The following is a 20,854-nucleotide window of genomic DNA, read 5'->3' as shown; positions in this document are numbered from 1 at the left end:
TTGAGTTTGCAGTGCGCGTTAGCGTGCGAGGTGTTCTGCGATGGGGCCGAGCGCCAGCGCCGGGATGTACGTGAGCGCACCCACCAGCAGCACCGAACCGATCAGCAGCACGACAAACAACGGCCCGTGCGTGGGCAGCGTGCCGACCGTCACCGGCAGGCGCTTCTTGGCGGCAAACGTGCCTGCCATGGCCAGCACCGGCACGATGATCCAGAAGCGGCCCAGCCACATGGCAATGCCCAGCGCCACGTTGTAGAACGGCGTGTTGGCAGACAGGCCCGCAAACGCGCTGCCGTTGTTGTTGGCGGCCGAAGAGAACGCGTACAGCACTTCAGAGAAGCCGTGCGTGCCGGGGTTGAAGATGCCCGCCTTGCCACCCGCAGCCAGCACGGCAACGGCTGTGCCCACGAGCACCAGCAGCGGCGTGACGAGAATGGCGATGGACGTCATCTTCATCTCGAACACTTCGATCTTCTTGCCGAGGTATTCCGGCGTGCGGCCGATCATCAGGCCCGCAATGAACACGGCCAGGATGGCGTACACCAGCATGCCGTACAGGCCCGAGCCCACACCGCCAAACACCACTTCGCCCAGCTGCATCAGGAACATCGGCACGAAGCCGCCCAGTGCAGTCAGCGAGTCATGCATGGCATTGACCGCACCGCACGACGCCGCCGTGGTGATGGTGGCAAACAGCGACGAGGCCACGATGCCGAAGCGCGTTTCCTTGCCCTCCATGTTGCCCACCGCCTGGTCGATGCCGAGGTTGGCGAGCATCGGGTTGGCATGCAGCTCCGCCCACGCCAGGAAGATGGCCAGCACCACAAACAGCACCGTCATGGCCGCCAGCACCGCCCAGCCTTGCCGGCCATCGCCCACCATGCCGCCAAACGTAAAGCACAGCGCCGCCGGGATGATGAAGATCGCCAGCATCTGCACGAAGTTGGTCAGCGCGTTGGGGTTCTCGTACGGGTGGGCCGAGTTGGCATTGAAGAAGCCACCACCGTTGGTGCCCAGCATCTTGATCGACTCTTGCGAGGCAACCGGGCCCATCGGCAGGGTCTGCGTTTGCGTGGTGGCCTTTTCCGTCACGGGGTTGCCCTGGGCATCCTTGAGCGGCTGGCCGCTGGCGTCCAGCTTCGGGTTGTCGTACGTGGTGGCCGTGACGGTGGTCACGTCCTTGTACGCATCGAAGTTCTGGATCACGCCCTGGCTCACGAAGAACACCGCCACGATGATCGACAGCGGCAGCAGCACGTACACCGTGGCGCGCGTGAAGTCGACCCAGAAGTTGCCGATGGTCTTGGCCGAATGGCGCGCAAAGCCGCGGATGAGCGCAATCACCACCGCAATGCCCGTGGCGGCCGACAGGAAGTTCTGCACCGCCAGCCCGAGCATCTGCGTGAGATAGCTCATCGTGGACTCGCCCGAGTAGCCCTGCCAATTGGTGTTGGCCACAAAGCTGATGGCCGTGTTGAACGACGAATCCGGCGTGACCGCGCCAAAGGCCTGCGGGTTGAGCGGCAGCCACTGCTGCAGTCGCTGCAGCGCATACACCGCCAGCGCACCCAGCACGTTGACGACGATGACCGCCACCGCATAGCGCTTCCAGCCCATCTCTGCCTGCGGGTTAACGCCGGCAATGCGATAGAAGAAGCGCTCGATAGGACCGAGCCAGTGGGTGCGCGAAGGCTTGTCGCCAAACACGCCGGCCATGTAAGTGCCGAGCGGCCTGGCCAGAACCAGCAGCACGACCAGGTAGATCGCCAGCTGGAGGAGGAACGCATTCATGGTGTGCCTCGCGTTGTTATTAGAAGCGTTCGGGCCACAGCAGGGCCACGAACAAATAGACGAGCAGGACCACCGTGATGGCCCCGGACAAGACGTAGAGCCAGGTCATTGCTTTTTCTCCGTGGCGTGCGTGGTGGGCTGATCACGCGTGGCAAGCCGGGCAGTCAGGGCGAGCAGCCCGCCCACTGCCAAGGCCAGCACCGCGAGGCCGGCGAGGTAAACGAAGTCCATGAGCGCTCCCCTTTTTCTGTCAGGTGGTTAGAACGTTTTGGTGACAGCGAGCAGGGCGGTGGCCTTGCCCATGTAGCTGCCCCGTGTATTGGTGTAGGCCAGACGCGATGCGTTGGTGTCGATGTAGGACAAAGACGCTGTCCAGCCCGAACCAAAATCCTTCGTTACGCCCACTTTCCAATCGGCATAGGACGTGCGCACCACTTGGTGCGGCACTTGTTGATAACCCACGTGCAGGTTCAGGGTCAGGCCCCAGAAGCCGGTGTCGAAGTTGCCCGACAGGTCGAAGTACTGGCTGTGGTGGCTATCCGCAAAGCCGAACAGGTTGGAGAACGCGTGCGAGTACTTGAACGAGACCGGGCCATAGCCGATCTGTGCATAGCCTTCGGTGGTGTGCGGGCGGGTGTAGCCGTCGGGGTAGCTGCCCGGGTAGTAGTACTGCAGCACGCCCACGTCGATGGGCACGTCCTTCATCAGCTCGGTCTTGTAGCCGCCGTAGAAATCCATCTCGATGGGGGCCGACACGTTGGGGTTGGAATCCCCCAGCCAGCTGATCGACGAGTTCCAGTTGCCGACATAGAAGCCCTCGGGCAGCACGCCGCCCGGAATGGCGTAATCAACGCCGCCCTGGATGGCCGGCTTGTTGTTGGTTTGCATGATCCCGCGATAGCGGTACTGGCTGGCCAGCGTGACGTTGGCCGTCAGCGGGCTGGCGGGTGCCGCGGCCGGTGCCGGGGCTGCATCGTTGGACTGCGCAAAAGCGGCCGCGCTGGAGAGCGCTGCGGCACACATGACAACGCCACCGATGACGGTGGCGCGCAAAGAAACCTGCTTGGCTTGCATGGACCTTTCCCTTGTTGTTTTTGGTGCCGCCCGGCCCGGCGCTCAAGCGCCCGACTGGAACCGGATGCGGCGTGCACGCGGGCTCCCGTCAGTGGGCCTGCGTGCAGTGCAACATTAGGGAAAGGGGGGTAAAAACGGGGTAAAGGTTGGGGGGAGGGGTGTAAACGCGGTGTAAAAATGGGCGGATGCCTAGGCCACTACTGATCGCACCGGACTAGGCTTGCTTGAATCGCAGGCTGGCGATCGATTCGGTGGACACCATAAGCGCGCGAACTTGCTCGGCAGCACTCGGCTCAAGCCCAGGATGCTCAGTGTTCAGATAGTCGACCGTTTCTTCCACGGACCAAGGTCCGAGGGAAGTCATGTAGTCGGCAACCTCCTCCTGAATTTGCTGCCACGACTCATAGTTCTGCCGCGACAGGAGAACTCGATCACCTCGCGAGTAGATCACGTAAAGGTTCACCGACATCCCGTTAGCCCCCCCCAGCGCTACCGTTGATCGGACACAGAATGCTTCCGCTCGCGATACTTTTTTGAGAGGCGACTTGCGACAATCCACGATGGGATCAATGCAACAATCAGAACACCCAAGGCGTCAGGGCCCGCCCCCCATCCAATCACGAATGCGGCGGCGAGACTAAGCCAGTTGTATACCGATGCGCCGTTCACGGTTGGTCGCCCACTCACTCTGTCGATGAGACGCCCAATCTCGTAAAAGATCCAAGCCAGAATCGGTAGCAAGAAAATTAGAATCGGTCCGATCAACTGCCAATTGGTTTTCATTATCTGTGCACGGCTTAGGGGCTTTGTAGATCGAATGTTATGCGTCACTTCTTGGTCGGTAATCCGACCACCCCAAACTCATCACGGAGTATCAAGACGATGATTTCGACGCTTGCAGGAGTGCACGCCATTTCCTCCAAGCAACGACTCGGCCAGCAATACCACCAACGACGATGCTGCCCAGATAGACGAGATGCTCATTCAGAGACAGCTCGGACAGCACAGTATTCAGCAAGACGAATGCAAGGCCCAGGCAAACGACGCAGCCCACGAGACCATAGATTCTCGAGTCAACCAACTGGGCGCCCTGAATGTATGAGGTGGAGTGCCCTTTGGCTTCATAGATAAGGGTCGTTCCGCATTGGATGCAGTTCACGCTGGTTGCGGAATTTTGGGTATTGCATGCTGGACAGAACATATGGCTCCAGAGCGATCATGTTTTGAGGTGACATACGGTACTACGTTACACGTTCACGAAGTATTGAAGATGGCCTCATCATTTTCCAGCACGTCAATCCTATCCCAAACCGTCAGCGCCGAATCCCGACCTTCAATGCATCCAAGAGATATGACATCGGGCAAAACGCTACTACGCGAGATGTCGGGTACCAAGAGCTCTGCACACCTATAAGCCAGTACCGCAGTACGCCGTCTACTTCCTTAATCCCAAATACCGGAGCACCACTCATACCATCAATGTCGTTGACAGAAGCACCATCGATATCTGGCCGCTCTACAAGCTTGCCAAACACTTTTTCCGTCGTGGCTAGCGGTGCCGAAGAAGGCGGTGCGGCCGAGGGCTGAAGCGGCACGATTGTGAGTTTCACTATGTGCTTGTTGCCGACGTGAGTGTGCGTTTCCGAGGGAATCCCAGCAAGCAACCACGGTTTATATAGGTCAAGAGGTGGCGGGCCCCAAGCCATCTCTTCAATTGCCTTGACTCCACCTACGCGCAGGTTGGCAACAAACAATGCAGAGAGTGGTGCCGCCGCGAAATCAACACCGATGGCATCGTCGTCGATCACCATCCAATCGCCTAAGTCAAAAGCGTACGGGACCCCGAATGGATGGTCGTTGCCAGCCAGCTTGTCCTGCAACCTGAACTCAGTAAGAGCGATCCCATTTTCTTGGGCTGCCTTGAGCCCATTAATCACGTGACCGGCAGTGCAGAGAAACCAAAGCCCCTCGATTTCCACGACAAAACATGATGCAAAGCCGAAACCAGGCTCTCCGCGCTGATGCACCGCCTTGTAGCTCAAGCACAGGAAGTGTTTGGCCGCGTTGTGACGAAGAAAAGCGCAACTAATGTTCTCTTCTGCCATTTACGATCTCCAGTACGAGAGTTTACGGGCAGGTGGATACGGTTGTGACTCGTCGATGAGGTTATTCGGATTGAGCTGTGGATGACCCACACGCCCTCCTTGCTACTTCTGCACCCAAACACCGCCAGTTTTCACGGGAGACTGGCTCACCACAACCTTCGTGCAGGTCCACTTGCCGAACTTCGTTTCGGCGGTCGCCCCGATCGGGTAGGCACCCGAAACACCGTCAACAGCCGCGGCTTCCTGTAGGAGGCAAAGCGCGTCCAGCGCGGGGTAACCCCACGGCACAGGTGTCGGAGACATCGCCAGCGCTGCCGCCGTGAAGGAGGCAACGACAACCATTGCCGCGAGTTTTCTGTAATTGCTCATGGTTGCCTCCTTGCTCTGTTAACACGGCACCTTAAAGCCGGATTTCGATGTAGGCAAACACACCGCAATCCGGATACCCGTCGATGGAAGCTCAGCACCCTAGTGAAGGTCCTCCTGATTCACCACATCCATCCCATCCCAAACCGTCAGCGCCGTATACGCCCCCTCCGCATAATCCAAACACGTCCACAGGTATTCCGCCTGCCGCGTCTCATCCATCGCGCGGAAATGCTCAAAGCCACTGGCGTGCAGCATGCTCAAAAACGCCCGCAGCTTTGAAAGCTTGTCGAACAACTCAGCATGCGCTTGATAGCGGCGAATATCGGGAACGGCTTGGGGGTCTGTCATGGCGATGTCTCCGTCGAATTGAGGAAACTCGCCACCCGGGGGGAGGGTGGGCGAGCACTGACAAGGTTGGAACCCGAGTAACACCACTCGATCGGCGCGAGGCCGTCCCTGCCAGGCTCGCCCATAAAGGGGGAGCGGCCACGGGAGATTGACGACAAGGATCTATGCTCGATCCTTGCCGGGTGTTACCGAGGGTTCCAATCCTCGGCCGCTTTCTCTCATGGCACGAAAGCGGCACCCGGAGTCTACGAGGCCGCTTTCAACTGAAGCAATGGTTTGCGGGACAAATCAGAGTTTGCTGATGCACCTGATATGTGTGCAGCGCTGTATCCCGCAGGCATAAGGCGCGCATTATCGCGCAGCAAACCGTGCAGCCTGAAATTCAGGGACAGAACGCACCCATGCAGCAAAACACACACACAAACTTTTGAACGACTGTGCGGCGCAGCCAGAACCATGGACAATCTCCCTCGAATCCCGCCCCGCAAACCTGCAGCTTAGGCATGACAGAAAAAAATCCCTCGGAGACCGCTCGGCACGCCCTCAAGCTGCTGGCCTCACGCAGGTTGCTTCCCACGCCAGACAACTTTGCCTCGATTTACCACGAAATTGCCGGCAGCAAGCCCAGCCTCCACCCCCACGAAGCGGAGCGGATGGCGCTGGTGCGGGAGTTGTGCGAACAGCTCGCACGCACGGTTGAGTACTGTTTGCCGGCGCTGGGCGATGACAACACCTCGATCGGCCCCTCGGCGCGGGTGCTGATCAAGGCCTGCCGCTCAGAGTCGGAAACCCTTGGCAGCCTGAACACCAAGCTAGCGACGTTCAACCAGCGGCTGTCGCTGGCGGCGGCAGATCAGAACGAGATCCGCAAGTCGTTGCTGAATCTGCTGCAGCTCGTGTTTGAGAACATTGGCGAGCTATCGCTCGATGACCACTGGCTGCGCGGGCAGATCGAGGCCTTGATGAAGGCCAGCGAGGCGCCTGTGAGCCTGCGCCGGCTGGAAGACGTGCGGCGGCGCCTCAAAGAGGTGATCCAGAAGCAGGGCGCGCTGAAGGCGAAGTCGCTCGAAGCCCAGGAAGAGATGAAGTGGCTGCTGGCGTCTTTCCTGGAGCGGCTGTCCTCGGCGGCGGAAAGCTCGGGCGAGCACCACCGCCACATGGAGGCGTGCATCAAGAAGATCGAATCGGCCCGCACGATCTCCGACATTGCGCCCGTGATCCAAGACGCGCTGGCGGCCACGCGTTGGATGTCGTTGGTCTCTGCACGCCATCACGAAGAACTGTCGGCGATGAAGAAGCGGGCCGAAGAAGCCGCGGCGGAAGTGGCGCGGCTGCATCAGGCGCTCGACCTGGCATCGGCCTCTGCGCGCCATGACTTGCTGACCGGCGCGCTCAACCGCAAGGGCCTGGAAGAAGCGCTGGCGCGCGAGGTTGCCCGCGCCGCGCATTTGAAATCCGCGCTGTCCATCGCCTTCATCGACATCGACAACTTCAAGTCGATCAACGATGCGCATGGGCATAGCTTTGGCGACGATGCCCTGTCGCACCTAGCCCAGGTCGCGCGTGAAGCGATGCGCCCCCAAGACACGCTCGCACGCTTTGGCGGCGAGGAGTTCGTCATCCTGATGCCCGACACGTGCCTGGAAGACGGCGTGCAAGCCATCGTGCGGCTTCAGCGCGCGCTGACGCAGCGCTTCTTTGTTGCCGGCAATACGCGGCTCTTCGTTACGTTTTCTGCAGGTGTGGCAGAACTCGGCAAGGATGAAGCGCCCATGGACGCAATCCAGCGGGCCGATCGCGCCATGTACGAGGCCAAGCGTACGGGGAAGAACAAGGTTGTTGGTGCGTGAGGTGGCTTGCGGGCGCGCCATGTTTTACGTGCACCGCAAGCAACGCGTACGTTTGATTGTCAGGCCAGCAACCCATTCAGGTCGCCCCAATGCGTCTTGAAGCACGCCTGGTGACTATTGCGCAGCAGTCACCGTGGTTTTCTTCCGCGCTTGTCGCTGCCCGCAATCTACAACTCGATTCATGGTGCATCGGGGCAGGCGCCGTTCGCAACCTTGTCTGGGACGCGCTCCACGCGTTCAGTTCGCCCTCGGCTCTGGCGGACCTCGATTTAGCGTACTTTGATGAGAGCGATCTTTCGCCCGAGCGAGAGCGCGACATTCAACGTCAGCTCGTTGCGACACACCCATGCGTGCAGTGGGAGGTGGCCAACCAGGCGGCCGTACATACTTGGTTTCAGGCCACCTTCGGATACGCCGTACGGCCTCTTGTGTCGCTTGAAGATGCGGTGGGCTCATGGCCCGAGTACGCCACGTCGGTAGGGCTCACGCTCAATGCAGACGACTCGATCACCGTCATTGCGCCTCACGGCCTTGATGATCTTTTTGGCATGGTCATCCGCCGAAACCCCGCCCGTGTGAGCATCGAAACATATCGGGAGCGCATCGCGCAGAAACGGTACACGGAACGTTGGCCCCGGGTGACCATCGTCGCCTAAGCAGGTGGCCCTCCCGCCGTGCGGGTGTCTGGTTGAGCGGTACAGCGGTGTGTTGTGTGACCGTGAAAACGCCGTACTCGGAACGGATTGCCATGTTCCGGCTGGGGTCGATATTCAGTCGATAACGGTGACGAGGTCTGTGGATACGTGAACGTCTGTTCTTGGCCGGAAGTGGTCATAGGCCTAAGCCCACTGTCTACTGCGCCCCCGCTCGCTCTATCAACTCGTATTGCAGGCGGTCGATTTCGTCTCCGTATAGAAGCGCATCGTTAAAGAGTCTATTGTCATGCGGCACAGGTTCAGGGGATTCGCCGTCCCCATAGAAGCAAACGTAAATCTTCCTTGCTTGATGGTCCCATCGAAACATCACCTCCTCAAAGGGATAGTCGATAAAGACATCTCGAGCATCGAACGTAGAACCTTTTTCAACTGGCATACGAAATCCTCTGGAAGACTACTTTGGGGGCGGCAGGCGCTTCTTGGGCATCTTCAGGCGACCATTTTTGGCCGAACTCGGTCAAAGCTCGCCTCGCTGGCGGGCCGTCTCCAAAAGCGAGTCAACGTCCACGATGGCATCTTCAGCCTTGACCTGTTCCCAAGACGGAATCGGGCAGCCGGGCTCTTGTACCAAGATGAACAGTCGACCGCCTTCGCACAAGCAGTCGACGTAGAAGCCTTCGGCGACGCAGGCGGCAATCTCGGACTCAACCTCTCTGGCATCAACGTCCTTGGCGTTCGGCTTGTCGACTCCCGCGTAGTGCACAAGCCGGCACGACGATGTGGAAAGGACCGAAGACCTGAACGCCGCAATCGCTTGCTGGTAATTCCCACCCGGTTCGATGTGCTTAAGGTCGTTTGGCATTTGCATCCGGCAAAGGTTGATGAATGTCTGGTCGTGGCCGAAAGCCGCCGCTCGTGCGCCGAGAGGTCGACGACGACTGCCATGCGCAGAGTCTCGCGAGCATCACGGCCGCTGCCGGGGCGAACTTGCCAATAATTTCATCACAGCTCGACTGTTCTGCAACTCGAAATACATGCCACCGGCACCGGAGGCTACAACAAACGTTCCGAACGCCAACGCGGCGACCGGTATCTGGAGCTCATTTCGCTCCACCAAGAGCAGCCATAGAAGCACTAGGGTAGCCAAGCACAGCAGGCACAGATAAATCAGATCGGCTACTGGCGAGATTGACACCACGACTTTGTTTCGGTCATCGAATCGCCAAGCTTGCAACGTCTGCCAGTTTCCCGGCTCGCCCAAGACAACGGTAATGCGCATCCCCGGCTGTATATCCTGGTGCCCAGGAATCTTGACCCAACGTTGCCGAATATCTCCCGCCGCAAAGTCGAATTCTGTGAACACGCCTTGGCGAGATGACTCGTGGCGCAACGACGAGACCTCGTCGAGTGTCATCGAGATAGTCTGATACGTGTATCGCACAATCAGAGGAAGTCAGTGGTGAATCGCTAGATTCAGTGAGGTGAGCCCTGGCGATGCAGCATCATCTCGAAAATTGCCTGTGCCCGTTCCGCTGCCATCCCGTTGTGGAAATCCTGCGATAGCTCATGGTCGGAAACTTCGAGCCGGACCAGCGGCCTGTCGTTTCCCGGCTGTGGAAAGGTCTGCGCCTTCAGGCCGACTGGAGATGGATAGCCGGGAAGTATGTTCCCGAGCCAGCTAAAGTACGGTCCGTCAAATTGCCCAGACTTCAAGCCTGCGGTGTAGTCGGCAAAGCTACGCTCGCTCAGTGACACCCAGATACCCCAGAGAAACGGCTCCGGCGCACCAGCGATAGGGACCTCCATGCAGGCTCGTACGAAAAAGTATTGGTTGTCGATGACGCAAAGGTCTTCGGACCACCATGCCCGTGCATCTCGCTCAGCTTCAGGAATGCCGAGAAGATAGTCCGGCAACTCGAAACCGATGCTGGGCTCACTCTCGTGCCATTCATCGCATTGGGCGCACTGGAATCGAAATTTGGTCATGTGACTGATGCCTCAGGCGCTTGAACCTCGCACTTGCGCCGCCTGCCACGCGCTGACTGCGGTATTCGCTTGGGCTTCCTCTTGAGGAGACTCTTGCTTCTTCGTTCTAGCGAATGTGATTGACCTTACTGAACCATCCACGGCTAGGTTTTACGAACAGTAGAGCAAGCGCACAGAATTGCAATCCGAACTGCACAACTGTCAACGCGCCCACCAAGGAGCTCCTAGAAAATTCCCGGGCTAGTGTTGCTGGCGTCAGGAGTGCCCCCACAGCAAAAAGGACCAGCAGTGTGAGGCGAGCCCAATTTGCGCCGGATGAAGTCTTCAAAATAAGCCATGCCATGATGACCACGGTCAGAACAGCAGTCGCTATGAACGTCTTCAGGGTGGCCGGGGCGAACAAATGGCTAAAGTCGAGTAGCGCTTTCGCCAAACCAAAGCCGATGGATGCCCATAACATGTTCACAGCTGCCCGAACCGTTTGCGGTCTTTCCGAGGTCTCTCTTGCGTCCATTGCGTGCTCCTTTGTTAGGCAGGAAAACTGAGGCCAGAAGCGTACAACCGGGCTGCTATTGCCCCTCTACGACCCCGGCCGAAAGTGAGCCGGCCGGTTTCTCGTACAGTGAATCGATATAGTCGTTGTGCTGGGCTTTGAGTCCGGCTCCGACTCGACGAAAACCCAGCGATTCATAGTAGGCGCACAGCTTGATGTTCCTTGCATCGCAGCCAAGTCTTACGAAACGCCTGTTCCGAGCGATTACCTGAGAGACGCACCAATCAATCACGAAGCGCCCAAGGCCAAGACCATTGAAGCCCTTTCTCACAGAAAGGCCATGCACATAACCCGCCACTGGCTCTTGCGCCCCCCAGTACGCCTCATCGCTCCAATCGAGAGAAAACGTCGCCACGAGTAGGCGGTCTTGTTCGACAACGTACACGTCTCTTCGGGAAAGACTGTTTTGTACCCAACCCTCGGAAAATCCGTCTCCCTCCTTGCCCCATGCATAGTCTCCGTACGCCACCTTCTTTGCGTGCGCATCGTTCCGAATCTGCGTAAGTACTGGCACATCATCTGGAGTCGCTAGGCGAACGCTTCTCATAGTCATCAGACTGCCTCCAATGGAACCGTAAAGCTCGTCTTTCACCATGTCAGAACGGGGGCGGTCATGGCTTCAGCGCTTTCTTCATGTGAGCGAGGTAGAAGCCCTTAACGTAGTTTTCGAGGCGTGCAAACTCTTCATAGCCTTGCTTGACATAGAACGCTCGCGCTTGCCACTCGAACGTTTCCAGCACGGCGTGCTTTGCACCGAGTTTCCAGGCTTTCTCTTCGGCATCTTCAAGAAGCCGGCGGCCCAAGCCCGTCCGTCGCACGCCCTCATCGACAAACAACAGTTCGATACGAAGCCAGTCGAGAAACACAAAGCCGCGTACGCCGCCAACTAGCCTTCCGTCATCAGTTCGGGCGCTTGACCAGACGGGCTGCACTTGCCCATATTCGCCGACGAATTGATAGTTGAACTGTCGCAGGCGGTTCCCCAGCTCACCCGAGCGCACTTCTTCGGTCGTCGGAGTGTAAATCTCAAAATTGCTCATACATGCTGGTCGGGTTGCGTTCATGCGACTGCTGCCAAGTAGCTCGCTACCAAGTCAGCCCATAGTCGCGGCTGTGCGACAAGCCCGTGCCCACCCTTGAGAGCGTGGAACGAACCTTGACCACCAGCAGCGAGGAAGGCCGCAAAGTTGTCGCGACAATGGCCGATGCGGTAGTACTGGTCATAGCTGCCGTGAAGCCACAGTGTCGGTTTTGCAAAACGTGCACCGCGAACGAAAGTTGCTCGATTCACTTCGGTGTGGGTCGGACACAAGCGCCCAAGCCAGCCGCCATTGAAGTTGATTGCACCCTTGAATACGTTCGGTCGCTCGCCAGCGTAGGCAATCGCCAGGACGCCTCCACGTGAGACACCTGCAATGAGCATCTGCCCCGTGTCAACGTCAGACCGAGCTCGGAGGTGGTCCATTGCGGCGTCCAAATCCTCGATGGCGCGGTCCACACCTGGCAGTGATAGCTCCGGCTCGCATGCGTATCCACTTCTATCGAGCTTGAACCCTTCGTCATAGGTGCCACCGGATTTTCCACGCCCTCGCCGCTGTGGAAATACCACCATCCAGCCTAGGTCGTTGAAGAAGTTTGCAACGGAAGCGCTCGCTACCGTGCGACGAAACAACGCTGGCTTGTCGCCCGAGCCGGTAGAACCATGGTTGAAAACCAGTGTCGGATACGGCCCAGACGCAAACGGCCGGCGAATTACGAGTTCCAGTTCGACTGCTTTTCCATCGTCGACGAGAGGCGTCTGGATGATTTCGGAGATGAAACCGCCATAGCTGCTCATACTGCAGGAACTCCTCGTCCGGTGGTTTTTCGGAGATGCACGTTGGACCGAGCTTGGCCGAGAGCAGACTCACCCCAACACGGTAGCTTCGCTAGTCGCCTACGATGCGGTCTGCGAGCGCCATTGCGAACTGGTCGGGGTCTGTCATCGAACTAGTCGAGCCAGTGTGAGTGCGATAGTCGTCCCAGGACTCATGAACCTGTGAGTCAAATGAATCATTGAACTCCATTTGCGCGGCGACGATGTCTTGCCATGTCCCGTCTCTGTTGTATGTGGCTCTGAGCTTTGGCGTCATTCCTTCCAACGCCGCCCGTTGCGTTCCATCGAGTTGACCGATTCTGTCCAAGATGTAGCACTCAATCAGGCGTAAAAAAGGCTTCCCAGCGTAACGGGTCACAGATACCTCCTCTAAGAGTAGTTCTTCCCGCTTCTGACATCACGATGGCGCTGGCCAATCAGCGGTTCCACAAATGTTAGAGCGAGTCGCGACAACAGCGTCGAGCGGCCCGTCTTGGCCGGGAGGAGACGATGCGCTTCCAAGCAATTAGCGAACACTGCCAGCAACGAAGAGAAGCATGACGACAATGACCAGCCCCGCCGAAAATCCTCCGAGCATTGCCCGCTTGCGAAACCAGGTTGGGCCGAATGCCAACGGGGAAAGGCGTGCCACTACCTGACTGCGTCCATTGCTGACGTCACCGAGCCGTCTGGCTACCGTTTCGAGATTGGACAAAAACCTTTCGCCGCCAGTCGAGTCGCCGTCAATCGTCGCTTTCCAGGTATTCACGCGCGCTTGCAGCGACGCATCATTCCACTCGATGGCCCACGCATAGTTCGTGAGCAACGTATCCAGAGCATTGCAAAGCTCGCCGTCCGCAGCGACGGCCTGCGCAAGGCTGGGGGCTTGTTTTCCATATGCGAAAAGCCCAGGGCGGATTTCTGCCTTCGTCAGAAAAGACAGCGGGTTGATTAGTCGCGCTTTCTCTTTCGCATAGAACCCCACATCGACTCTCTTGGTGCAGTCGACTGGAATAGTCGCAACCTGGAGTGCTCGCAAGCGATATATGGAAACGTTGTGCCGCCGAGCCATCTCGTCAATTGAAAGCATACGGTGCAGCCTCCCAAGCAGAACCCGATGCGTACTCCCTTGTTACCGAATGGCGGCTCCTGGCTGCAGAGTCAACCGGCCAATGCAACGTATTGATGGAATCGCTCCGCTGGCGTATCGAAGTTTAGAGTCTTGCGCGGGCGCTCGTTGAGCCGTCTGGCGACGGCATTGAGCGTAGCCTGCGAGCTGAGTCCGTCGCTTTGCGTTGGATCGCCTCTAGCATGGCGTGGTCCGCGTCTCCGACGACAGCAATATCCCAACCCGGATGGTTCGATACGCTCGAAACGTCCCGCCGCCCCTCAGCCTTTCAGCCCGTCAGCCAAACTTGCGCGCCGCATCGCGCGCCAGGCCAGAACCGATCCCGCCGAACAGGTCGCCTTCGACGCGCCGCGCCGACGGCAGCACTTGCGCCAGTTGCTCGCGCAGCAACGGCACCCCGCTGGAGCCGCCAGCGAAGAGAATGGTATCGACCGCTTCCGCTGCGACGCCCGCCGTCTTCAGCATCGCCTGCACCGTCGAGACCGTCTTGCCGACCAGCTTCCCAATCGACTGGTCGAAGTCCTCGCGCGTGACGGGCTGCTTCAACTCGGGCGCGATGCGGTGCAGGTCGATCTCCGCCACTGGGACGTCGGACAGCGCGATCTTCGCGGCTTCCACCTGGATGGCCAGCCAGTGGCCGGCGCGCTCGCGGATCAGGCGGATCAGGCGGTCGAGTTTTTCGGTGTCGGCGGCATCTCGGTAATTGTCCATCACCACCGCCCACGCCTTGCGCGTGTACACATGGTTGATGGTGTGCCAGCTCGCCAGGTCGAAATACTGGCCGGACGGCATCGCCTTGCCGTTGCGCAGCGTGCTGTTCAGGCCCAGTAGCGGCATCACGCTGGCCAGGCTCAGGGCGCGGTCGAAGTCGGTGCCACCGATGTGAACGCCGCCGTTGGCGAGGATGTCCTCGCGGCGGTCAAGGCGTTTCGCGCGGTCGGGCGACAGGCGCACCAGCGAGAAGTCCGACGTACCGCCGCCAATGTCCGCCACCAGCACAAGTTCTTCACCGCTGATGCCGGCCTCGTAGTCGAACGCGGCGGCGATGGGCTCGTACTGGAAGGCGATCTCGTCGAAGCCAGCGTCACGCGAGATTTCCGACAGCGTGTCTTCGGCGAGCTGGTCGGCCTTGGGATCTTCGTCGATGAAGAACACCGGGCGACCCAGCACGGCGCGGCGGAATTCATGGCCGGCGGCGCGCTCGGCGCGGCTCTTGAGTTCGCCGATGAAATGCGCCAGCAGCTTGCGGAAGGGCATGGCCTGGCCCATGACCTCGGTGCTGTCGTCCATCATCGACGTGCCGAGCAGGCTCTTGAGCGAGCGCATCAGGCGGCCCTCGTAGCCAGCAAGATAGTCGGCCAGCGCGGCACGGCCGTAGCTGACCAGCGGGTCTTCGGCGTGAAAGAAGATGACGGAAGGCAGCGTAACCTTGCCGTCTTCGAGCGGCAGCAGGGTGGGTGCGTCCGATCTCAGCCAGCCGACGGTGGAGTTCGACGTGCCGAAATCGACGCCGCAAGCGTTTGACTTCATAGGAGTGTGGCTTCTCGAGTGCAGCGGGAGGCATGCGCCTGCAGGGGAATCAGGAGCGGGTGCCACCGGTGAAGGGGCGCTATTGTAGTGGCTTTGTGCGACGGATCCCCGGTCGCGAGCTGAACGAGGCGGTTCTCGCGTGTCCACTCGGGACCGGAGAAACTAACGGCGCTATGCGCGTTGCTGGATGGCACGGAAAACCTGCCCCCCGGCGGCCCGCGTTCGCTCCGAACGTGGGATCAGTTTCGCTGCCGCGACACCTTCGGCGCCTGGCGTACGAACGCGTTCGCCGCCGCTTCTTCGAGCATCCATCTTCCCATTGCGTCATACGACACCGGCATCAGGCTGTTGTTGCGTGTGCCGTTCGCGTCGACCGACGCGGCCGGGCGTTCGTCCTTGCCGCGCGCATTGACGGCCGCGCGCACGAGCGTCCAGCGCAGCGACGCGAACGCGCCGTTGCCGAGCGCGTCGACAACGGCCTGCAATTCGGCCGCGCCTCGGCCGATCCGGCCGGGCACGTGCGAAAAGAACCGGATCGCGCGACTCGGCGGTTCGCCCGGCGGCGCTGTCAGCAGCGTATTGACCACGACGATGCGGTCGACATCCGCTGCACGCATCGACGCGTTGACCGCGTCCATATTCGCGGAAAGCCGCGAGGACGGATCGTCGCTCGTCGGCGTGACGCCGAGCGCGGTGAGCACCGCGTCGGTGCCGGCGAATGCATCGGTGAGCGCGGCGCGGTCCGCAAGCGAACGGACGACGGCGACGCGGCTGCCGGCCGGCACGTCGGCGATCCGCTCGGGCCTGGAACGGACGATGGCGGTGAAACGGATGCCCTCGGCGCGGCAGATGCGCAGGATGGCTTGGCCGAGGCCGCCCGCTGCGCCGATCACCGCGACATGACGCGGGAGCGCGGGCGGCGGGCTGGTGGGTGGATTCGTCATGAGCGTAATGGAGGCTGAGGACTTACGCCACGGTCGCATCGGGCACGTCGACGATGACGTCCGACGTCGCGATCGCGACGCACGGCAGCGTGTAGCCGTTGGCTTTTTCCTCGCGGCTCAGGCCCGGCCATTCGATCGTGTAGCGGACGGTGCCGCTGACGATCCGGCAGAAGCAGCTTCGGCAGGTGCCGTTGCGGCACGAGCGCGGCAGCGACACACCGGCGAAGCCAGCGGCTTCGAGCAGTGTCAGCGATTCCGGCGCGTCGAAGCTGACGCCGAGCGGTTCGATGCGGACGCGGTGGGATGGGTCGGTTTCGGTCATGCGGCAGGCAAAGGCCGACGGGCGGGTAACAACGCGAAGCGGCAAGGATAGCTGAAACGGCGAGTGCGTCAGGCGGCATCTGTGCCCGTCGAAATAGCCCAAACAGATGTCGCTATTTCAGCTGCAACCGTAGCCGATTGTTAGCTCCACTCACTTTGAAGTCCAGCATTCACCCAACCGCACTGATCTACGCTTGCCACACCGCATACCCTTCCTCGCGCAATCCGATCGCCAGTTCCACTTCCATCTCCCGTGCCGCTTCGTAAGGCATCGGGTTGAAGCACTCGTACAGCTCCGGCATCAGGCGCAAGCCATACTCCCGCACAAACCGGTTCGATTTCAGCCCCGCTTTGTGTTTGTCAAAGCGCACGTCCGGCGACTGTCCTGTCATGCCGACATAAACGCAAGGCTTGCCGCCGAGGTAATCGGGATTGGCTTTCACGAAGCGCGCTTCGGCCAGCACTTGCCGCGAGAGTTCGACAACGTAGACGTGGTGGTGGTGACGTGGCATTGAAGAAGTCTTCGACGGCGAAGAAGCAGGCGGTGAGCATAGATCGTAGCGCCCGGGCACGTCTTCGACCACTGCGAGCCAGGCGCCGGAGCCCGGAGTGCCCGTAAGGCACCGCTCAGGCGCGGGGTGGGGGCAGGGCACGCTCACCCCGGCATGGCTGCAACGCACGTCCATACACCCACTTCAAACGCCACATGCCGCGTCAGGTGGCGTGTAGAGTCAGCGCATCTCCGACCCAGGACCAACGCGACACGCCATGACTCCATCGCGCCTACCCGCCGCGCCCAGCCATCTGGTGCTTGAACAGGGCCTGCCTGCGTTTGGCATGTATGAAGGGATCGTGGAACAACTGGACTGGCAGCCGCTGCAAACCACGCTTTACCAGCGGCTGACCCGCAAGCTGCATCACAAGCGTTGGCAATATGCCGCGATTGCGCATCCGGATTACTTCATCGGTGCGGCGATTGTTGACGTGGGTTGGACGGGCACCGCGTTCGCCTACCTGTTTGACCGGCAACGCCGGCAAGTTGTCGGCGCGACCAGTGCGAATGGATTGCCGGGGCTATCCGCAAAGATAGAAGACCGCGCTTTTGGTAACGCGTCTTTCACGGCCGGACGTTGCCGCATGGCCTTCCAGCGCAAACGCGATCGGCTGACCCTGACCATTCAGTCACCCAAGCTGCGGTTGGCCGCAGACATCGAACTGGCTGGCATGCCGCCTGTGCTGGCATCCATTGCCCCCGCAAATTGGCTTGCACACTCGACGCACAAGAGCGGTGGGCTGATGGTCAGTGGCACTGCCGATTGCCCAGACAAACGCTATGGGATGGATGGCGCCGTGGCGTCGCTGGACTACTCGAACGGCCTGCTGGCGCGGGAAACGCATTGGCGCTGGGCCAGCGCGCACAGTCATGACATGGGTTTCAACCTGCAGCAAGGCTATATGGCGGATGCTGAAAACGCCGTGTGGCTGCATGGCAAGCTGATCCGCGTCGGCGCGGTCGAGTTTGATTTCGATGCGAAGCAGCCGCTTCAACCGTGGCACATCCGCAGTACCAATCGCCTGGTCGACCTGACATTCACACCGGAAGGCGCGCGCAGCGAAAACAAAAACCTGCTCATCGCCGCCAGCCGCTATATCCAGCCGATCGGCCATTTTGATGGCGAGATCGTGGATCCGGACACGGGCATCCGGCATGCCGTGCAGGGGCTGACCGGCGTGACGGAAGACCACACCTCGCGCTGGTAAGGGCGCAGATTCGCTTCAGCGCGCAAACCGCTCAACAACACCGCGCCACAACGCGTCCCGCTCTGCGCCCAGGTGGGCACCGCTCGCATCGCCTGATGCGTCCTGCCCCACGGCAAGGTGGACCATGGTCAGCCTGGATTGCGGATCCACGTAGATGGCTTGTCCGTGGATGCCCAGCAGCACGAACCGCCGTGCGTCTCCCGGGAGTAGCCAGACCTGAAAGCCATAGCCGTAGTAGCGGCTACCGTGATAGACCATCTGCCCGGGGCGAAACGGCTCCGGTTGGCGCGATGCGTCCGTCATGTTCAACAGGAAGTCGCGCGGCACCACTTGTCGACCCTGCACCACGCCGTCGTTGGCAAGCATGGCTCCAAGACGAGCGTAGTCGCGCGCCGTTGCGTTGAAGCCGCCTTGGGCAAATGCTGATCCATCGGATTGGCGCACCAGATAGGTCGCCTTGGATTGCGCGCCCATCGGCTTCCATAGGTTTTCGTCCACGAAATCGCACAGGCTGCGTTGCGTGGCTGCCTGGAGCACCAAGCTCAGTACTTCGGTTTGCGCTCCCGCGTAGTTGAAACGCGTACCCGGCGGATCGGCTCGCTCGCTCACTTGTGCGGCTGCCGCAAGCACCCCTTGCTTAGCGGCCGTGCTGAGGAATCGCGCGCGATCATCCGTGGGGGTGTAGTCCTCCACATACTTCGCGCCGGAGGCCATGCGCAGCAGATCGACAATGCGCGTTGCACCGTACAAGGTGCCGGCAAGCCCGGGCACGTACTGGTCTGCGCGATCCTCCAGCGCGTGCAGGCTGCCGTCCTCCAACGCCTTGCCGATCGCGAGCGCCAACAGCGTCTTGGCCATCGAGTTCGACAGCATGCGCATGTCTTGCGTGCGGTCATAGCCGTAGTGTTCCGCCAGGAGGGTGCCGTCCTGAACGATCAGGACGGCGGTCGCGCGCTGGTGTTGCATGTAGTCCGCCAGCGTGTAGTCACCACCACGAAAGCGATACCGGAAGTCGGCTTCCTTGTCAGCGCTCTTGAACGGCACAGGTTTGTCTGCCGGCGCGAGTTCGCAGGACGGTGAGAGCCGGTCCATGCCGCTAAAGGAACCCACGATGTAAGGGGTCTCGTAGATGCGCGTCGCGCTTGGCGCCAACGGATAGCCTTGCTTCTGGCCCAGCAGGTCTGCATCGGGTGATGCCGTAGCGATGCTGCAGGCGAGCAGCCCGCACGCAGCGGCGTAGAGCTGGCGTGTCTTCATGAATGGAGCGGAGATTGGTTTGCCGGGCGCGTAAAAATCAGACGCTATTGCGCGAGGAATTTCACGATCGCGCTCACGGTAGCTTGCGGCTGTTCTTCCATCAACCAATGCCCGGCATTGGGAACCACCAGCTCTTGCACATTGGTGGCGGCATTGCGCATGACGATCGCCTCGTTCGGGCCGAAGGACTTTTCACCGCCGATGGCCAGCACCGGCATGGTCAGCTTGGTCGGGAGCGATTTCTGGTTGTCTTCCGCGTCTTGCGGAATCGACAGGAACTGCGCGAACGCAGAATGCATGGCACCGGGCTTCGCATAGAGGCGCGCATAGTGCACGCGCGTTGCCTCGTCGATCTTCGTGCGGTCTCCGGCAAATTCATTCCAGAACCGATCCAGGTAGATTCGCTCGCGGCCTTTCACCAGACGCTCCGCATCGGGGCCGCCGAATGAGAAGTGCCAGAGGGCAGGCGAGCGGACGATCTGTTCCCACGGGGGGACGCCCGGCACCGGGGCATCCATCACGACCAGCCGCGTCGTCTTGTCCGGATAGCGTGCCGCATAGGCGAAGGCAACCATGGTGCCGATGTCGTGGCCGACCACGTCGGCCTGATCGATGTTCAGGTGCGTCAGCACAGCCCGGATGTCGCCCGCCTGTGTGCGTTTGTCGTAGCCGCCGTCAGGGTGCGACGACAAACCCATACCACGCAGATCCGGCACCACCACGGTATGGGTGCGTGCCAGCTCGGTGGCCAGCGGTGCCCACATGTCGCCCGTGTCGCCAAAACCATGCAGCAAGACCACCGCCGGCCCGCTGCCGCACACACGCACAAACAAGGTCGCCCCGTCAGTCTGGATGTTCTGGTGGCGACAACCCGGCGGATAGGGCTTCACCTGAGCCTGCACAACGGGCGTCATGGCCAGCAAGAGTGCAATGGCTGCAAACAGTTTTCGCATGGTGTGTTCTCTGGGGAGGAAACCGGTGTCGATCGGGAGACGGCACGCTGACTTTGCGCGGGCCGTATGACAGTGCGCTACGCAAACCTCACCAAGCGTAGTACGCGCCGTGCATGGTGCAAGGACGAAAGAGAGGGGGGTTGCCGTATTCAAAGCGCAGTCGATATTCACATGCCCGATCGAACGACGCGCCCCATAGCGGGTTTATAGGTTTACTTCTTTATGTATACAGATAGTAGTAATAGATAACGGTGGATAAGTTCTGTGGATAGGTAGCAAAAGTGCTTTTGGATCAATGACTTGCGGAACGGACAACCTATCGGAGAGTGTGTGCGGTTACGTGGATGAGTCCGGGCAATTGCATCAGGCTCC

At 60.2% G+C, this 20,854-nt stretch carries 26 protein-coding genes; 3 read left to right on the top strand and 23 right to left on the bottom strand.

What is annotated here, in order from left to right; all coding sequences use genetic code 11:
• Positions 1 to 18: 18 nt before the first annotated feature.
• From kdpA to F7R11_RS01825, 8 genes are all read right to left on the bottom strand, one after another.
• On the bottom strand, positions 19 to 1,791 hold the full coding sequence (kdpA, locus tag F7R11_RS01850) for a potassium-transporting ATPase subunit KdpA (RefSeq protein ID WP_064805863.1): 1,773 nt from the start codon (positions 1,789 to 1,791) through the stop codon (positions 19 to 21).
• Between the two features lie 19 nt (positions 1,792 to 1,810).
• Positions 1,811 to 1,900 carry a K(+)-transporting ATPase subunit F gene (gene kdpF / locus F7R11_RS01845; protein WP_004628487.1) on the bottom strand — a complete coding sequence of 30 codons (90 nt, stop codon included), beginning with the start codon at positions 1,898 to 1,900 and terminating at the stop codon, positions 1,811 to 1,813.
• Positions 1,897 to 2,022 (bottom strand): hypothetical protein, encoded by a 126-nt coding sequence (locus tag F7R11_RS27405; RefSeq protein ID WP_021197073.1) that lies wholly within the window; start codon positions 2,020 to 2,022, stop codon positions 1,897 to 1,899. Before F7R11_RS27405 ends, kdpF begins: the two co-directional genes overlap by 4 nt.
• 27 nt (positions 2,023 to 2,049) lie before the next feature.
• A complete protein-coding gene (locus F7R11_RS01840; RefSeq protein ID WP_021197074.1) occupies positions 2,050 to 2,865 on the bottom strand; it encodes a TorF family putative porin in 816 nt (271 codons plus the stop codon).
• A gap of 214 nt (positions 2,866 to 3,079) precedes the next feature.
• Positions 3,080 to 3,229, bottom strand: a complete 150-nt coding sequence (locus F7R11_RS26975; protein WP_156669027.1) for a hypothetical protein — start codon at positions 3,227 to 3,229, stop codon at positions 3,080 to 3,082.
• Positions 3,230 to 4,178: 949 nt separating this feature from the next.
• On the bottom strand, positions 4,179 to 4,970 hold the full coding sequence (locus F7R11_RS01835) for a hypothetical protein (RefSeq protein ID WP_021197077.1): 792 nt from the start codon (positions 4,968 to 4,970) through the stop codon (positions 4,179 to 4,181).
• Positions 4,971 to 5,072: 102 nt separating this feature from the next.
• A complete protein-coding gene (locus F7R11_RS01830; protein WP_021197078.1) occupies positions 5,073 to 5,339 on the bottom strand; it encodes a hypothetical protein in 267 nt (88 codons plus the stop codon).
• A gap of 99 nt (positions 5,340 to 5,438) precedes the next feature.
• On the bottom strand, positions 5,439 to 5,687 hold the full coding sequence (locus F7R11_RS01825) for a hypothetical protein (RefSeq protein WP_064805861.1): 249 nt from the start codon (positions 5,685 to 5,687) through the stop codon (positions 5,439 to 5,441).
• A gap of 503 nt (positions 5,688 to 6,190) precedes the next feature.
• Here F7R11_RS01825 and F7R11_RS01820 point away from each other — a divergent pair.
• Together F7R11_RS01820 and F7R11_RS01815 are read left to right on the top strand one after the other, a co-directional pair.
• On the top strand, positions 6,191 to 7,537 hold the full coding sequence (locus F7R11_RS01820) for a GGDEF domain-containing protein (RefSeq protein ID WP_021197081.1): 1,347 nt from the start codon (positions 6,191 to 6,193) through the stop codon (positions 7,535 to 7,537).
• A gap of 89 nt (positions 7,538 to 7,626) precedes the next feature.
• Positions 7,627 to 8,193 carry a nucleotidyltransferase family protein gene (locus F7R11_RS01815; RefSeq protein WP_064805859.1) on the top strand — a complete coding sequence of 189 codons (567 nt, stop codon included), beginning with the start codon at positions 7,627 to 7,629 and terminating at the stop codon, positions 8,191 to 8,193.
• Positions 8,194 to 8,389: 196 nt separating this feature from the next.
• Here the strand turns inward: F7R11_RS01815 and F7R11_RS01810 are convergent, their stop codons facing one another.
• The 13 genes from F7R11_RS01810 to F7R11_RS01745 form a co-directional block, all read right to left on the bottom strand.
• A complete protein-coding gene (locus F7R11_RS01810) occupies positions 8,390 to 8,629 on the bottom strand; it encodes a hypothetical protein (protein ID WP_064805857.1) in 240 nt (79 codons plus the stop codon).
• Between the two features lie 81 nt (positions 8,630 to 8,710).
• Positions 8,711 to 9,055 (bottom strand): hypothetical protein, encoded by a 345-nt coding sequence (locus F7R11_RS01805; RefSeq protein ID WP_151180497.1) that lies wholly within the window; start codon positions 9,053 to 9,055, stop codon positions 8,711 to 8,713.
• Positions 9,056 to 9,157: 102 nt separating this feature from the next.
• A complete protein-coding gene (locus F7R11_RS01800) occupies positions 9,158 to 9,607 on the bottom strand; it encodes a hypothetical protein (protein ID WP_064805852.1) in 450 nt (149 codons plus the stop codon).
• Positions 9,608 to 9,666: 59 nt separating this feature from the next.
• Positions 9,667 to 10,179 carry a DUF2199 domain-containing protein gene (locus F7R11_RS01795; RefSeq protein ID WP_064805850.1) on the bottom strand — a complete coding sequence of 171 codons (513 nt, stop codon included), beginning with the start codon at positions 10,177 to 10,179 and terminating at the stop codon, positions 9,667 to 9,669.
• 106 nt (positions 10,180 to 10,285) lie between these two features.
• Positions 10,286 to 10,693 carry a hypothetical protein gene (locus F7R11_RS01790; RefSeq protein ID WP_064805848.1) on the bottom strand — a complete coding sequence of 136 codons (408 nt, stop codon included), beginning with the start codon at positions 10,691 to 10,693 and terminating at the stop codon, positions 10,286 to 10,288.
• Positions 10,694 to 10,748: 55 nt separating this feature from the next.
• A complete protein-coding gene (locus F7R11_RS01785) occupies positions 10,749 to 11,279 on the bottom strand; it encodes a GNAT family N-acetyltransferase (protein ID WP_231973250.1) in 531 nt (176 codons plus the stop codon).
• Positions 11,280 to 11,343: 64 nt separating this feature from the next.
• The gene (locus F7R11_RS01780; protein WP_064805846.1) at positions 11,344 to 11,772 is read right to left on the bottom strand and encodes a GNAT family N-acetyltransferase; all 429 of its coding nucleotides are present in this window, start codon (positions 11,770 to 11,772) and stop codon (positions 11,344 to 11,346) included.
• 20 nt (positions 11,773 to 11,792) lie between these two features.
• Entirely contained in the window at positions 11,793 to 12,569 is a 777-nt protein-coding gene (locus tag F7R11_RS01775; RefSeq protein WP_064805844.1) for an alpha/beta hydrolase family protein, read from the bottom strand.
• Between the two features lie 544 nt (positions 12,570 to 13,113).
• On the bottom strand, positions 13,114 to 13,677 hold the full coding sequence (locus F7R11_RS01770; protein WP_064805839.1) for a hypothetical protein: 564 nt from the start codon (positions 13,675 to 13,677) through the stop codon (positions 13,114 to 13,116).
• A gap of 315 nt (positions 13,678 to 13,992) precedes the next feature.
• Positions 13,993 to 15,246, bottom strand: coding sequence for an Hsp70 family protein (locus F7R11_RS01760; protein ID WP_064805837.1), 1,254 nt, complete (start codon positions 15,244 to 15,246; stop codon positions 13,993 to 13,995).
• A gap of 239 nt (positions 15,247 to 15,485) precedes the next feature.
• A complete protein-coding gene (locus F7R11_RS01755) occupies positions 15,486 to 16,190 on the bottom strand; it encodes an NAD(P)-dependent oxidoreductase (RefSeq protein WP_064805835.1) in 705 nt (234 codons plus the stop codon).
• 22 nt (positions 16,191 to 16,212) lie between these two features.
• Positions 16,213 to 16,512: a 2Fe-2S iron-sulfur cluster-binding protein gene (locus F7R11_RS01750; protein WP_064805833.1), complete on the bottom strand. Its 300-nt coding sequence runs from the start codon at positions 16,510 to 16,512 to the stop codon at positions 16,213 to 16,215.
• Positions 16,513 to 16,699: 187 nt separating this feature from the next.
• The gene (locus tag F7R11_RS01745) at positions 16,700 to 17,023 is read right to left on the bottom strand and encodes a hypothetical protein (protein WP_064805831.1); all 324 of its coding nucleotides are present in this window, start codon (positions 17,021 to 17,023) and stop codon (positions 16,700 to 16,702) included.
• 256 nt (positions 17,024 to 17,279) lie between these two features.
• On the opposite strand from F7R11_RS01745, the gene F7R11_RS01740 reads away from it, so the two are divergent.
• Positions 17,280 to 18,272: a DUF2804 domain-containing protein gene (locus F7R11_RS01740; RefSeq protein WP_064805829.1), complete on the top strand. Its 993-nt coding sequence runs from the start codon at positions 17,280 to 17,282 to the stop codon at positions 18,270 to 18,272.
• A gap of 15 nt (positions 18,273 to 18,287) precedes the next feature.
• Here the strand turns inward: F7R11_RS01740 and F7R11_RS01735 are convergent, their stop codons facing one another.
• Both F7R11_RS01735 and F7R11_RS01730 read right to left on the bottom strand, forming a co-directional pair.
• Entirely contained in the window at positions 18,288 to 19,529 is a 1,242-nt protein-coding gene (locus F7R11_RS01735) for a serine hydrolase domain-containing protein (RefSeq protein ID WP_064805826.1), read from the bottom strand.
• A 44-nt stretch (positions 19,530 to 19,573) separates the two neighbouring features.
• A complete protein-coding gene (locus F7R11_RS01730) occupies positions 19,574 to 20,482 on the bottom strand; it encodes an alpha/beta fold hydrolase (protein WP_064805824.1) in 909 nt (302 codons plus the stop codon).
• Positions 20,483 to 20,854 lie beyond the last annotated feature (372 nt).

Source organism: Ralstonia insidiosa, assembly GCF_008801405.1.
In the GTDB taxonomy this organism is placed as follows: domain Bacteria; phylum Pseudomonadota; class Gammaproteobacteria; order Burkholderiales; family Burkholderiaceae; genus Ralstonia; species Ralstonia insidiosa.
The sequence above is the reverse complement of the archived record's forward strand: the minus strand, read 5'-3'. Positions and strand labels throughout refer to the sequence as shown.

Excerpts from the sequence above, each read along its gene's own strand:
- F7R11_RS27405 (WP_021197073.1), bottom strand. The coding sequence starts at position 2,022 with ATGGACTTCGTTTACCTCGCCGGCCTCGCGGTGCTGGCCTTGGCAGTG.
- F7R11_RS26975 (WP_156669027.1), bottom strand. The coding sequence starts at position 3,229 with ATGACTTCCCTCGGACCTTGGTCCGTGGAAGAAACGGTCGACTATCTG.
- F7R11_RS01735 (WP_064805826.1), bottom strand. The coding sequence starts at position 19,529 with ATGAAGACACGCCAGCTCTACGCCGCTGCGTGCGGGCTGCTCGCCTGC.
- F7R11_RS01810 (WP_064805857.1), bottom strand. The coding sequence starts at position 8,629 with ATGCCAGTTGAAAAAGGTTCTACGTTCGATGCTCGAGATGTCTTTATC.
- F7R11_RS01775 (WP_064805844.1), bottom strand. The coding sequence starts at position 12,569 with ATGAGCAGCTATGGCGGTTTCATCTCCGAAATCATCCAGACGCCTCTC.
- F7R11_RS01800 (WP_064805852.1), bottom strand. The coding sequence starts at position 9,607 with ATGACACTCGACGAGGTCTCGTCGTTGCGCCACGAGTCATCTCGCCAA.
- F7R11_RS01780 (WP_064805846.1), bottom strand. The coding sequence starts at position 11,772 with ATGAGCAATTTTGAGATTTACACTCCGACGACCGAAGAAGTGCGCTCG.
- F7R11_RS01755 (WP_064805835.1), bottom strand. The coding sequence starts at position 16,190 with ATGACGAATCCACCCACCAGCCCGCCGCCCGCGCTCCCGCGTCATGTC.
- F7R11_RS01795 (WP_064805850.1), bottom strand. The coding sequence starts at position 10,179 with ATGACCAAATTTCGATTCCAGTGCGCCCAATGCGATGAATGGCACGAG.
- kdpF (WP_004628487.1), bottom strand. The coding sequence starts at position 1,900 with ATGACCTGGCTCTACGTCTTGTCCGGGGCCATCACGGTGGTCCTGCTC.
- F7R11_RS01790 (WP_064805848.1), bottom strand. The coding sequence starts at position 10,693 with ATGGACGCAAGAGAGACCTCGGAAAGACCGCAAACGGTTCGGGCAGCT.
- F7R11_RS01750 (WP_064805833.1), bottom strand. The coding sequence starts at position 16,512 with ATGACCGAAACCGACCCATCCCACCGCGTCCGCATCGAACCGCTCGGC.
- F7R11_RS01840 (WP_021197074.1), bottom strand. The coding sequence starts at position 2,865 with ATGCAAGCCAAGCAGGTTTCTTTGCGCGCCACCGTCATCGGTGGCGTT.
- F7R11_RS01740 (WP_064805829.1), top strand. The coding sequence starts at position 17,280 with ATGACTCCATCGCGCCTACCCGCCGCGCCCAGCCATCTGGTGCTTGAA.
- F7R11_RS01815 (WP_064805859.1), top strand. The coding sequence starts at position 7,627 with ATGCGTCTTGAAGCACGCCTGGTGACTATTGCGCAGCAGTCACCGTGG.
- F7R11_RS01730 (WP_064805824.1), bottom strand. The coding sequence starts at position 20,482 with ATGCGAAAACTGTTTGCAGCCATTGCACTCTTGCTGGCCATGACGCCC.
- F7R11_RS01825 (WP_064805861.1), bottom strand. The coding sequence starts at position 5,687 with ATGACAGACCCCCAAGCCGTTCCCGATATTCGCCGCTATCAAGCGCAT.
- F7R11_RS01820 (WP_021197081.1), top strand. The coding sequence starts at position 6,191 with ATGACAGAAAAAAATCCCTCGGAGACCGCTCGGCACGCCCTCAAGCTG.
- kdpA (WP_064805863.1), bottom strand. The coding sequence starts at position 1,791 with ATGAATGCGTTCCTCCTCCAGCTGGCGATCTACCTGGTCGTGCTGCTG.
- F7R11_RS01745 (WP_064805831.1), bottom strand. The coding sequence starts at position 17,023 with ATGCCACGTCACCACCACCACGTCTACGTTGTCGAACTCTCGCGGCAA.
- F7R11_RS01830 (WP_021197078.1), bottom strand. The coding sequence starts at position 5,339 with ATGAGCAATTACAGAAAACTCGCGGCAATGGTTGTCGTTGCCTCCTTC.
- F7R11_RS01760 (WP_064805837.1), bottom strand. The coding sequence starts at position 15,246 with ATGAAGTCAAACGCTTGCGGCGTCGATTTCGGCACGTCGAACTCCACC.
- F7R11_RS01835 (WP_021197077.1), bottom strand. The coding sequence starts at position 4,970 with ATGGCAGAAGAGAACATTAGTTGCGCTTTTCTTCGTCACAACGCGGCC.
- F7R11_RS01785 (WP_231973250.1), bottom strand. The coding sequence starts at position 11,279 with ATGAGAAGCGTTCGCCTAGCGACTCCAGATGATGTGCCAGTACTTACG.
- F7R11_RS01805 (WP_151180497.1), bottom strand. The coding sequence starts at position 9,055 with ATGCCAAACGACCTTAAGCACATCGAACCGGGTGGGAATTACCAGCAA.
- F7R11_RS01770 (WP_064805839.1), bottom strand. The coding sequence starts at position 13,677 with ATGCTTTCAATTGACGAGATGGCTCGGCGGCACAACGTTTCCATATAT.